Below are 10,878 nucleotides of genomic sequence, written 5' to 3'. Positions count from 1 at the left end.
TGGGGGTCCGGGGGAAGGGGGAAAGGGAAGCCCTTTTCAAAGGGTTCCCTTTCCCCCTTCCCCCGGCCGCCGGAGGCATCTTTCCCCCAAACGTTGTTGAAGGCGGCGGGGGTATTTGATAGACGTAGGGGATGGAAGACTTGCAGGAATTCAAGCGGTACAAGATCGGGCAGGCGGCCAAGGCCATCGGGGTCAAGACCTACGTGCTCCGGTTTTGGGAGGGCGAGTTTGAAGAGATCGACCCCATCCGCACGGAAAGCGGCCAGCGGCTGTACACCGAGGAACACCTGGAGATCATCCGCGAAATCAAGCGGCTCCTGTATGACGAGGGGCTGACCATCGACGGGGCCAAGAAGAAACTGCGCGCCCGTGAGAACAGCGACATTCTGTGCGAGGTGCGCGACGAACTGCTGGCCATCCGCAACCTCCTGAGACGCTAGCGGAGCCACCCGCAAAGGGGCGGACCATGGGCAACTTCCTGAAATTCGGGCTGATCGGCCTTAGCGTCTGCCTCATCCTGTTCGTGGTAGCGGCCGTGGTCTTCATGGCCGTGTTCGATCCCAACGACTACAAGGACCGCATCAGCCGGGCCGTGCGCGACGAGACGGGCAGGACCCTGACCTTCGACGGCGACATCGGGCTGACGTTTTTCCCGAGCCTGGGCGTGAAACTGGGCGGGCTTTCCCTGAGCAATGCCGATGGGTTCGGGCCTGAGCCCATGGTTTCCGTGCGCTCGGCGCTGGTCTCCGTGCGCCTGTTGCCCCTGCTCACGGGCAAGATCCGTTTCGGGCAACTGGAGCTGGACGGGCCGGTCCTGAACCTGGGCCGCGACGCGCAGGGCCGGACCAACTGGGACGACCTGGTGGGCCGCAAGCCGGACGAGCCGGAGAAGGCGGGCCACGGCAAGCCCTTCGACCTGGACGTGGCGGGCGTGGCCGTGACCGGCGGCGAGCTGGCCTGGGACGACCGCAAGGAGGACGTCCGGTTCGTTCTGGACGGCCTGGACGTGACCACGGGCGCAATCACCAAGGGCGGGCTTTTTCCGGTCAAGCTGTCCATGCATTTCGACTGCCGCCATCCCGACGCCAGGGGCACGCTGACCATGGAGGGGCAATCCTCCCTGGATTTGGCGGAGCGCCAGTACGGCCACACGGACATGCACGCGGCCATCAAGGCCGAGGGCGCGTCCATTCCCGGCGGCAAGCTGGACGGGACCCTGTCCTTTCGATTCCTGGCCCTGGATTTCAACAAGGAGACGGCTCAGATCACGGGCCTGGAGTGCTCGGCCTACGGGGCCACGCTGCTCGCGGACGGCACCCTCCGGGGGCTGACGGACGGGCTCGAGGCGGCCTCGGCCGACCTGACCCTGCAACCGGCCGACCTGCGGGCGGTGCTCGCGGCCCTGGGGGCTCCGGCTCCGAACACCGCCGACGCCAAGGCGCTGACGGCGGTGGGCGGCTCGGTCCGGTTCGACTTCAAGCCGGGGCGGCTGGCCGTGGAGGATATGGAGCTGTCCGTGGACGGGACGCGCATCGTGGGCAAGGGGGCGGTGGAGCGCGGCGGCGCCTGGCCCCGGTTCTCGGCGCAACTGGACGTGGGCGACCTGGACCTGGACCGCTACCTGCCTCCGGAGCATGCGGCCGATGGGGAGGCGTCCCAGGAGCAGGCCAGGTCCGGTCTGATGGGCGACACGGTCCTGCCGGGCAATGTGATCCGCCGGCTCGATTTCGACCTGGACGCCAAGATCGCCAAGCTGACGCTAGGCAAGGCGCATTTCAGCAACGTGGCCGTGACGGCCAAGGGCGCGGACGGGCTGGTGACCATTGATCCCGTCTCCGCCGAGGCCTACGGCGGGACCCTCAGGCTGACCGGCACGGTGGACGCCCGGCAGGGCGTGCCCGTGGCCGCGACCCGTACCGAGGTGGCGCACCTGGACGTGGCCGGGCTGGCCGGGGACGTGACCGGCAAGTCCGAATACGCGGGACTCGCGGACTACAGTTCGTCGTTGAGCGCCCGGGGCGAGCGCATGCGTGATCTGTTGGGGACGTTGGGCGGGGAGTTTTCGTTCAAGTTGTCCGACGGCGTGTTTCCCGGCGTGGACCTGGTGGCCCTGGCCCGGTCTACTCATTCGGCCAGGGACAGGCAGGGCACGGTGGAGGCGGCCGGGACCGATTTCACCCGGTTCGGCTCCATCTCGGGCACCGGGACCATCAAGGACGGCGTGGTGACCAACAAGGACCTGGAGGTCATGGCGCCGGGGCTGCGTGCCGACGGCCACGGCGCGGTCTCGCTGGTCACCCGGCAGATAGACTACATGGTCCGGGTCAAACTGGTGCCCACCGGCGAGGGGCAGGGCGGCAAGTCGTCCAAGGATCTCATCGGGGTGATGGTCCCCATCCACGTGACCGGGACCATCGACAAGCCGCGCTACTGGGTCTCGGTCAAGGAGTACGCCAAGGCGCTGGGCGGCGTGGTGGTCGATACCGTGGGCACGGTGCTCGGCGGGGTGAAGAGCGTGGTCGAGGGCGTGGGCTCGGTCCTGGACAGGTCGACCGGGGGAAACGGGACGGAGTCCGACCAGCCCGCGCGGAAAAAGTTCCTCGGGATTTTCTAGCGGGCCTTCATCTGGATGTTGGCCGGTGGCGGGCCGTTCTTGCGGGGCGCCTTCTTGAGCTGCTGTCTCGCCTTGGCCAGCGGGGCGGGCTGCTGAGCCCCTGCTGGCGCGGCGTCTTCGGCCACCAGTTCGTGCATGGCCGCAAACGCCCCTTCCAGGGATTCGTTTTCCTCGACCAGCTGCCGCAGGAAGCGGTTGATCGGCCCGACCATGGCGATGGCCCGGTCCACCTCGGCGTTGGCTCCCCTCTGGTAGGCGCCGATGTTGACCATGTCCTCCACGCGCTTGAAGGTGGCCATGTGCCGCAGCACGGCTCGGCCGTCGGCCTGGGCCTGTTTGGTGGTGATGTCGCTCCGCAGACGGCTGATGGACTTGAGCACGTCGATGGCCGGGTAGTGGCCCATGTCGGCCAGGTCGCGGGTCAGGACGATGTGCCCGTCCAGGATGGAGCGGGTGGAGTCCGCGATGGGCTCGGTGAAGTCGTCGCCGTCCACCAGAACCGTGTAGATGCCGGTGATGGACCCCTTGCGGTTTTTGCCCGCGCGCTCCAGCAGCTGGGGCAGGTGGGCGAAAACCGACGGGGTGTAGCCGCCGCGCGTGGGCGGTTCGCCGGCGGCCAGGCCGACTTCGCGGCCCGCCATGGCGAAGCGGGTGACCGAGTCCATCATCAGCAGCACGTCCTTGCCCTGGTCCCGGAAATATTCGGCGATGGCCGTGGCCGCGTAGGCCGCGCGCATGCGGATGAGCGGGCTCTTGTCCGAGGTGGCCACCACCAGAACGGACCGGGCCATGCCTTCGGGGCCGAGGTCGCGTTCCATGAATTCGACCACCTCCCTGCCGCGCTCGCCGACCAGAGCGATGACGTTGATGTCCGCCTTGGTGTAGCGGGCCATCATGCCCAGCGTGGTGGATTTGCCCACGCCGGAACCGGCCATGATGCCGACGCGCTGGCCCTTGCCGAGCGTCAAAAGGGCGTTGACCGAGCGGATGCCGACGTCGAGCGGCTCGTTGATGCGCGGGCGCTCCAGCGGGTTGGGCGGTTCGCGGTGCAGGGGGGCGAAGGTTTTGGCGTGGATGGGGCCCTTGCCGTCCAGGGGGTCGCCGAAGGCGTCCACGGCCCGGCCGAGCAGGGCGCTGCCCACCGGGATGTGCGGCGGGGTGGCCGCGTTCTGGATGAGCGAGCCGGGGCCGATGCCGCGCATGTCCGAGTAGGGCATGAACAGGCACGCCCCGTCGCGGAAGCCGACCACCTCGGCCGGAATGGGGTCGTGGCCCGTGGGCAGGAGATAGCAGACCGAGCCGAGCGGGGCCTTGATGCCGTGTCCCTCGGCGATGAGGCCGACCACCTTGGTGACCTTGCCGAAGGTCTGGCAGGGATCGAGCTCTTCCAGCAGTCCGAGCCGAGAATCCATGCCTACTCCTTGTCTCCGGCGGTGACCTGGTCGGCCAGTTGGTCGAAGATGGGCTCCACGAGCTTCCAGCGGGTGTCGATGGTGTTGTCCACCTTGCCGCCCTCGGCCTCGATGACCACGCCGCCCATCTCGATGGAGGCGTCTGCCTTGACGGTCCAGTACTTGAGGGTGGGGTTGCGGTCCTGTATCTCCTTGACGAACTCGTCGAGCTCGGCGGTCTCGTCGGGGTGGCAGCGGATCTCGATCCGTCGCTGGGACTCGATGCGCTCCAGGGCCTCGGTCATGAGGGCCTGAAGTGCCTGGCCGCGCTTCTCGTCCAGCTCCACCTTGAGGGTTTTTTTCAGGGCCAGGCGGATGAGCGTGATCACGTCCTGCCGCCGGGTCTCGTAAATGTCGGCGCCCTGGGCGCCGATCTGGGCGAACAGGGCCTCGGCCTTGGCCGAGACGTCCTTGATGTGCTGGTCCACGAACTCCTGGGCCTCGGCGATGCCCTGGGCGAATCCCTCGTGCCGTGCCGTGGCGCGCAACGCCTCGGCCTCGAGCTCGGCCAGCATCTTGATCTCCTTGGCCGCGTCGCGGGCCTTTTCTCGCACGCGGGCCAGGTACTCCTCGTTGGTCGAGTCGTCCCAGATGAGCTGGCGCTTGCCCTCCAGCTCCTGGATGGTCATTTCATCCGGGCCGGGCGTATCCATGCCCACCACGACCTTGCCGGTCATGCGCGGACGGTGGCTCTGGAACTTAGATAAAGACATCGCTGCCACCTCGGCTGATGACGATCTTGCCCTCGTCCTCCAGGCGGCGGACGGTCTTGACGATGGACTGCTGGGCGGCCTCCACCTCGGAGAGCTTCTTGGGCGGCATGATCTCCAGGTCTTCCTTGATCATGGCCGAGGCGCGCTCGGACAGGTTCTTGAAGAACTTCTCGCGCAGGTCCTCGCTCGCGCCCTTGAGCGCCACGGTGAGGTCCTCGTTGGAGACCTCCTTGAGCAGCTCGCGGATGGCGATGTCGTCGATGCCCTTGACGTCCTCGAACACGAACATGAGGTTGCGGATGTCCTCGGCCATCTGGGTGGACTCCTCCTCGATCTCGGACAGGACCTCTTCCTCGGTGTTGCGGTCCACGGCGTTGAGGATTTCGGCCACGGAATTGACGCCGCCGACCTTCTTGCCTTCCTTGCCGCCCATGGCGATGAGCTGGCTCTGGAGGACCTTGTCGACCTCCATGAGCATCTCCTCGGCCACGGCCTCGAGCTTGGCCAGGCGCATGAGCACCTCGGCGCGCACGCCCGCGGGCAGGTTCTGGATGAGCTCGGCGGCCTGGTCCGGGTGCAGGTGGCCCAGAATGAGGGCCAGGGTCTGCGGGTGCTCGTTGCGCAGGATCTGGGCCAGGATGCGCGGGCTGACGTTCTCCAGCTCCTGGAACGGCGTGGGGCCGGTGTCCAGGTCCAGGGAATCCATGATGTACTTGGCGGTCTCCGCGTCCAGGGATTGGGTCAGCAGCCGCTTGACCTGTTCCGGTCCGCCCACCAGGAGCTCCGCGCCGTAAGCCAGGGCCTCGTTGTACTCCTTGAGCACTTCCAGGACCTCCTCCTTGGGAACGGAGTCGGTTTCGAGCATGGCCTTGGACACGGCGGCGATCTCGTTGCGCTCCATGCGCTTGAATACCTCCGCCGTGAACTTCTCTCCCAGGGAGAGGAGCACGATGGCCGTTTTCTGGGGGCCGGTGAAGTCTGCCATTTCTTACGCCTCCTGGGTAAGCCAGGTTCTGAGCAGGTGGACCGCCTGGTCGAGGTTCTCGTCGGACAGCTGGATGGCGTGGTTCTTGGCGTTTTCGAGCCGCCTTGAGGCGTCCAGAGCCTCTTCGTCCATGTCGTCCTCCTCCAGCGCCAGCCGCTCGGAACCGGGTAGCCCGGCCATCTCCTCGATCTCCTGCTCGGCGACCCTCGGCCGGATCAGGGCCATGACCACCGGGCGGACGACCAGGATGAGGAAGAGGAAGATCAGCAGTCCGTTCAGGAACGGCTTGCCCAGCCGCTGGGCGTACTCCAGCATGGTCCGCATCAGGGAATCGCCGCTGGCCAGCTGCGGTTCGCCGAACGAGATGTTGCTGACCTCGATGGTGTCGCCGCGTTGCGCATCGAACCCGACCGCGTTCTCGATCAGGGTGCGGATGCGGTTGATCTCCTCGGCGGAGCGGGGCACATAGACCTGCTTGCCGTCGGCGTCCGCCTGCCACGTCCCGTCCACAATAACCGCAACGGTCAGACGTTTCAATTGTCCGACGGGGGCTACGATATTTTCTTCCTGCTTGTCGATCTCGAAGTTGGTGGTACGGGAGTTGCGCGTGGAGTCCTGGGTGGTCTGGGTGCCGGTGAAGCCGTCGCCGCGGAAGTTGGTGTCCGGCGAATTGCTGGCGCCCAGGTTGGCCGCGCCGTTGGTGGTTTCCTCATTGCGGGTCTCGGAGCGGACCACCGCGCTGTTGGGATCGTAGGTCTCCTTGCGCACGGTCCGCTGGCTGAAGTCGAGGTCCGCGTTGACGCGGGCGATGACCTTTTCCGGGCCCACGGCCGGTCCGAGCAGTTCGAGGATGCGGCGCTGCAGCTTGGCCTCGACGCCCGCCTTGTGTTCGAGCTGGGCGTTGGACATGGCCAAGCCGGTGGATTCGTCCTCCGGGGTGTACAAGGGATGCCCCTTCATGTCCGTGACCGTGATGTTCTTGGGTTCAAGCCCTTCCACAGCCATGGACACCAGGTTGACGATGCCCTTGATCTCGTCGGGCTCGAGCTTGCCGTCACCCTTGAGCTGCAGGACGATGGACGCGGACGGCGCGATCTGGTCCTCGATGAACAGGGACTTCTGCGGGATGACCAGGTGCACCCTGGCCTTGTCCACGATGGGAAATTCCGTGATGGTGCGGGCCAGTTCGCCCTGGAGCGCCCGCTGGTAGTTGACGTGCTGGACAAAGTCGGTCTGGCCGATCTGGACCTCGTCGAAGATCTCGAAGCCGATGCCCTGGCCGTGCAGGTTGCCCTCGCCGGCCACCTTGAGCCGGAGCTCGTAGACCCGGTCGGCCGGCACCATGATGGTCGTGCCGTTGTTCTCGAGCTTGTAGTCCTCTTTCTGTGCCTGGAGCATGCCCACCACCCGGGATGCGTCCTCGGGATAGAGGTTGGTCATCAGGACCCGGTAGTCCGGCTTGTTCATCCAGTAGATCATCAGCGCGAAGGAGACGACCACGGCGGCGGCCAGTCCCCCGATGAGGATGCGCTGGGACACGGTGCGGTCGGTCCACAGCCCTTGCATCTTGGACCAGTATTCTGCGACGAACGGAGGCATCTTCTATTTCTCCAGCTTGCGTTGGCGGTGTGTTCCGGTTGCAAAGACGCCTAGAAGGGCATCTGCATGATTTCCTTGTACGCGGTCATGATCTTGGAGCGGACGGCGCCGGTCATCTGCATGGCCATGCCCGCCTTCTGCATGGAGATCATCAACTCATGCACGTTCTGGGTCTTGCCGGAGGCGAATTCCTCGATCATGGTCTCCTTGGTCTCCTGGAGGTCGTTGACCTTGACCAGGGAGGACTTGAGGGTGTCCTGGAAGCTCGTGACGGGGGCCTGGGGCTTCTTGAGGCTCTGGGCGACCGTGGAGTCCACCGTGCGGCGGCGGATGTCCATGGCGTTCTGATAGGCATTGAAGGCGACGCTTTTGACGACCATTTACTCTTCTCCTTTTCCTACTGACCGATGGTCAGGGCCTTCTGGAACATTCGCTTGACGCCCTCGATGGTCTGGACGTTGGCTTCGTATCCGCGCATGGTCTGCATCATGTTCGCCATCTCCTCGACCACGTTGATGTCCGGGTAGAACACGTACCCCTGGTCGTTGGCGTCGGGATGGTTGGGCTCGTAGACCTGCTTGAACGGGCGCTGGTCCTGGGTGACGCCCAGCACCTTGACCCCTTCCAGGTTGCGGTTGAGCTGGTCCTGCATGGCCTGGTCGAAGGGCGAGTAGACCGGTGTGGCCTCGAAGGAGACCGACTTGCGCTGGTACGGGCCGCCCGTCTCGGTCTTGGTGGTCCGGATGTTGGCCATGTTCATGGAAATGACGTTCAGCTGCGCCCGCTGGGCCGTGAGCCCGGACGCGCCGATGTCGAGTGCGGTCATGAGATCCATTTACTTGCTCCCTTCCTGAATCACCTTGGTCATGCCGTCGAAGCTCTTCTTGATGACCGATGCCAGGGCGTTGTACATCATGGTGTTTTTGGCGTTGGTGGCCATTTCCTTGTCCAGGTTGACCTCGTCCTGGCCGTAGATCTCGCGGGCCCGGAAATCCTCCAGGCCTTCGCCCTTGAACCCGTCGGGGTCGAAGGTGGCGGGCAGGTGGTCCTGCTTGGTGCGGGTGAGCTTGCCCAGGGCGTCCTGGTTCAGGGCCGCCTGGAGCTGACTTTCGAATTCGATGCGGCGCGCCTTGTAACCGGGCGTGTTCACGTTGGCGATGTTGCCCGTGACGATATTTTGACGTTCCAGGCGCAGGTCCAAGACCTTGGCCGTTATGTTCAGGTGTTGCTCGAAAAGTCCTCGCATCCCTTGCTCCTCCTTCGTTCGCGTGACGGTTGGGGGTCCGGCGGGGGAATGTTTTTCCGCCGGGTCCGCAGGAGGCTAAGCAACTCCCGTTCCAATCAAACAACTACTTGAAATTGAATAGAATCTGTGAAAAGCAAGAGGTCGGGCGTCAGACTCCCGCACGGAATCCCCGGCGCGGCCCGCGCCGAACGGGGCGAAAAAACAGGGTAGATTCTTCCTCCCGGACCAGTTTCGGCTGCGGAAGGGCAGGGTGCCGCTTCCCGGTAGTATGCATGCAAACTGAATTTTATCAGTATGTTGCGTGCGGCGCGAACTGACGTCAAAATCGGGATATCACCCCCTTGGCACATTGATTGCTAGATCGGTTGCGGCCGAAACGGCCATGGAGATCTTTTCAGCCCGGCCTTCGGGCAAAGGAGAAATGGAGGGGAACTATGAGTGGTCATCTGGATTACGAAATCAACAAGGAACTCGGCGAATGCTACCTGTTCATGGGTGAGCTGGACAAGGCCGAGGAGTACTACAAGAAGGCGGTCAGCTCCAACGGCGTCCATCCGGACCCGTACCTCGGGCTGGCCACGGTCGCCGTCCAGCGCGGCGATCTGGAAGACGCCGAACTGATGTACAAGAAGGCCCACAAGATCGAGCCTTCGGACAAAAGTCTTTCCGGGATAGCGCTTATCCGCATGGAGCACGGCGACAGGGACCAGGCTTTTTCCCTGTTCGTCGAGGCCATCGGCATGAATCCCGAAAACATGGTCGCCCTGTTCAGCCTGATCAGGCTCGGCCATGAACTGGAACGCATCGGCGAAATCATCCCGCACCTCGAGAATTACCTCGAAATCGATCCGGCCAAGCACGAAGTGCGCTACTCCCTGGCCGGGTGCCTCGCCTGCGTCGGGCAGAAGGACGCGGCCGTCAACGAACTCGAGACGATCTTGGAAAAGGATCCCGAGAACGGCCCGGCCAAGGAAATGCTCGAACAGTTCCGGTCCTGACAACGGTCTCCCCTCCCCGTTGATTTCCCGTCCCGCCGCCCTCGCGGAAGCGGGGCGGGAAATCAGCCTTGAGACCGTCCGGCGGCTCGCGGCCGCGTCGAGAAGACTCCCCCGGGCGGAAGGCCGGGCGGCGGCCCGTTTTTGTCGTCCTTTCTCCCCGTGCCCGGAAACGGGTGCGCTCCCTCCCCGCCGCATCCTGCGGCAGGCGTCCCCAAGAGATTCCCGTTCGTCTGGCATTACGGGCGGTTGACCATCGAGACCCGTTTGCTGCATGGCGGGATGACCGGCTAGTTGCCGGTTTTTTCGTGTTTTTTGATTCCGGATATCCAGGCGTTATGCACACCTGTGGAAAAAACACGGGTTCGCGGTCCGTTTTTCGCCGGAAACCGTGACCATCCGCGCCTTGCGTTTGGGCGGCAAATCTGGCACAGGCACTCAAAACATCAAGTGAGGTTGCGATGAATCTGTTGCCTGTGAAGAGAGCCATACTATCCGTTACCGACAAAACCGGCCTGGCCGAGTTCGCCGAATTCCTGGTCGACCAGGGGTGCGAGCTGGTGTCCACCGGGGGGACCAAGAAGATGCTGAAGGACGCGGGGCTGCCAGTCACTTCGGTGTCCGACGTCACCGATTTTCCCGAAATCCTGGGCGGCCGGGTCAAGACCCTGCACCCGCATATCCACGGCGGCATCCTGGCCGACAAGGACGACGAGGCGCACATGGAGACCCTGCGCGACTTCGGCATCGAGCCCTTCGACCTGGTCTGCGTCAATCTCTATAATTTCGCCGACGCCGTGGCCAAGGGGCTGGACCTCAAGGCGGCGGTGGAGCAGATCGACATCGGCGGACCGACCATGCTTCGGGCCACGGCCAAGAATTTCCACTCCATCTGCGTGGTCCCCGATCCCAAGTACTACGAGACGGTCCGAAAGGAGATCGAGGAGCACGGCGGCGTGACCCTGGAATTCCGCAAGGAAATGGCCACTCTGACCTTCCGGCTGACCAGCGAATACGACGCCATGATCACGAAATACCTCAGCGAGAACGACGCCTAACACGCACGGCGGCTTGCGATAGCGGGCCGTCTGCACATTTTTCGGGCTTTGCTCAATCCTCAACGTAGACGGCTACGCCTCCGGTTGAGCTTCGCCCGAGAAAATGCACAGTCGACCCACTCTCCCAAGCCTTGAGGCGTCATTCAAGAAGAACGAGGTAGGGGAGCCGCGCGGCGTCCGGGGGGATTGCCGCGCGGTGCAAGAGGGTGCATAGTCG

General features: G+C 64.4%; 11 protein-coding genes. 4 read left to right on the top strand and 7 right to left on the bottom strand.

Annotated elements, in window-relative coordinates; genetic code table 11:
• The first annotated feature begins 131 nt into the window (after nt 1–131).
• Both AB6M95_RS14425 and AB6M95_RS14420 read left to right on the top strand, forming a co-directional pair.
• The gene (locus tag AB6M95_RS14425) at nt 132–440 is read left to right on the top strand and encodes a MerR family transcriptional regulator (RefSeq protein ID WP_371387445.1); all 309 of its coding nucleotides are present in this window, start codon (nt 132–134) and stop codon (nt 438–440) included.
• Nucleotides 441–466: 26 nt separating this feature from the next.
• Nucleotides 467–2,614: an AsmA family protein gene (locus AB6M95_RS14420; protein ID WP_371387444.1), complete on the top strand. Its 2,148-nt coding sequence runs from the start codon at nt 467–469 to the stop codon at nt 2,612–2,614.
• Here AB6M95_RS14420 and AB6M95_RS14415 read toward each other — a convergent pair.
• Genes AB6M95_RS14415 through flgB form a run of 7 tightly spaced genes read right to left on the bottom strand, consistent with a single transcriptional unit; the run spans nt 2,611 to nt 8,608 of the window.
• The gene (locus tag AB6M95_RS14415; protein WP_371387443.1) at nt 2,611–4,026 is read right to left on the bottom strand and encodes a FliI/YscN family ATPase; all 1,416 of its coding nucleotides are present in this window, start codon (nt 4,024–4,026) and stop codon (nt 2,611–2,613) included. The two genes, AB6M95_RS14420 and AB6M95_RS14415, sit on opposite strands and share 4 nt — an antisense overlap.
• Before the next feature lie 2 nt (nt 4,027–4,028).
• The gene (locus AB6M95_RS14410) at nt 4,029–4,778 is read right to left on the bottom strand and encodes a FliH/SctL family protein (protein ID WP_371387442.1); all 750 of its coding nucleotides are present in this window, start codon (nt 4,776–4,778) and stop codon (nt 4,029–4,031) included.
• The gene (gene fliG, locus AB6M95_RS14405; protein WP_371387441.1) at nt 4,765–5,763 is read right to left on the bottom strand and encodes a flagellar motor switch protein FliG; all 999 of its coding nucleotides are present in this window, start codon (nt 5,761–5,763) and stop codon (nt 4,765–4,767) included. Before fliG ends, AB6M95_RS14410 begins: the two co-directional genes overlap by 14 nt.
• Before the next feature lie 3 nt (nt 5,764–5,766).
• Entirely contained in the window at nt 5,767–7,362 is a 1,596-nt protein-coding gene (gene fliF, locus AB6M95_RS14400; RefSeq protein WP_371387440.1) for a flagellar basal-body MS-ring/collar protein FliF, read from the bottom strand.
• A 50-nt stretch (nt 7,363–7,412) separates the two neighbouring features.
• The gene (gene fliE, locus AB6M95_RS14395; RefSeq protein ID WP_371387439.1) at nt 7,413–7,742 is read right to left on the bottom strand and encodes a flagellar hook-basal body complex protein FliE; all 330 of its coding nucleotides are present in this window, start codon (nt 7,740–7,742) and stop codon (nt 7,413–7,415) included.
• A 17-nt stretch (nt 7,743–7,759) separates the two neighbouring features.
• Nucleotides 7,760–8,197, bottom strand: coding sequence for a flagellar basal body rod protein FlgC (flgC, locus tag AB6M95_RS14390; protein WP_371387438.1), 438 nt, complete (start codon nt 8,195–8,197; stop codon nt 7,760–7,762).
• Nucleotides 8,198–8,608, bottom strand: a complete 411-nt coding sequence (gene flgB, locus AB6M95_RS14385; RefSeq protein ID WP_371387437.1) for a flagellar basal body rod protein FlgB — start codon at nt 8,606–8,608, stop codon at nt 8,198–8,200. It abuts the gene before it with no gap.
• Between the two features lie 434 nt (nt 8,609–9,042).
• Between flgB and AB6M95_RS14380 the strand changes: the two genes are divergently transcribed.
• Both AB6M95_RS14380 and AB6M95_RS14375 read left to right on the top strand, forming a co-directional pair.
• Nucleotides 9,043–9,606, top strand: a complete 564-nt coding sequence (locus AB6M95_RS14380) for a tetratricopeptide repeat protein (RefSeq protein ID WP_371387436.1) — start codon at nt 9,043–9,045, stop codon at nt 9,604–9,606.
• A gap of 458 nt (nt 9,607–10,064) precedes the next feature.
• Nucleotides 10,065–10,661, top strand: a complete 597-nt coding sequence (locus AB6M95_RS14375; RefSeq protein WP_371387435.1) for an IMP cyclohydrolase — start codon at nt 10,065–10,067, stop codon at nt 10,659–10,661.
• Nucleotides 10,662–10,878: the final 217 nt, after the last annotated feature.

This window comes from Pseudodesulfovibrio karagichevae, from assembly GCF_041414475.1.
In the GTDB taxonomy this organism is placed as follows: Bacteria; Desulfobacterota; Desulfovibrionia; order Desulfovibrionales; family Desulfovibrionaceae; genus Pseudodesulfovibrio; species Pseudodesulfovibrio karagichevae.
Note: the sequence above shows the minus strand (reverse complement) of the source record. Positions and strands in the feature narration are given on the sequence as shown.

What these genes read in the sequence shown, in the direction of transcription:
- AB6M95_RS14425 (WP_371387445.1), top strand. Translation starts at nt 132, where the DNA reads ATGGAAGACTTGCAGGAATTCAAGCGGTACAAGATCGGGCAGGCGGCC.
- AB6M95_RS14420 (WP_371387444.1), top strand. Translation starts at nt 467, where the DNA reads ATGGGCAACTTCCTGAAATTCGGGCTGATCGGCCTTAGCGTCTGCCTC.
- AB6M95_RS14415 (WP_371387443.1), bottom strand. Translation starts at nt 4,026, where the DNA reads ATGGATTCTCGGCTCGGACTGCTGGAAGAGCTCGATCCCTGCCAGACC.
- AB6M95_RS14410 (WP_371387442.1), bottom strand. Translation starts at nt 4,778, where the DNA reads ATGTCTTTATCTAAGTTCCAGAGCCACCGTCCGCGCATGACCGGCAAG.
- fliG (WP_371387441.1), bottom strand. Translation starts at nt 5,763, where the DNA reads ATGGCAGACTTCACCGGCCCCCAGAAAACGGCCATCGTGCTCCTCTCC.
- fliF (WP_371387440.1), bottom strand. Translation starts at nt 7,362, where the DNA reads ATGCCTCCGTTCGTCGCAGAATACTGGTCCAAGATGCAAGGGCTGTGG.
- fliE (WP_371387439.1), bottom strand. Translation starts at nt 7,742, where the DNA reads ATGGTCGTCAAAAGCGTCGCCTTCAATGCCTATCAGAACGCCATGGAC.
- flgC (WP_371387438.1), bottom strand. Translation starts at nt 8,197, where the DNA reads ATGGATCTCATGACCGCACTCGACATCGGCGCGTCCGGGCTCACGGCC.
- flgB (WP_371387437.1), bottom strand. Translation starts at nt 8,608, where the DNA reads ATGCGAGGACTTTTCGAGCAACACCTGAACATAACGGCCAAGGTCTTG.
- AB6M95_RS14380 (WP_371387436.1), top strand. Translation starts at nt 9,043, where the DNA reads ATGAGTGGTCATCTGGATTACGAAATCAACAAGGAACTCGGCGAATGC.
- AB6M95_RS14375 (WP_371387435.1), top strand. Translation starts at nt 10,065, where the DNA reads ATGAATCTGTTGCCTGTGAAGAGAGCCATACTATCCGTTACCGACAAA.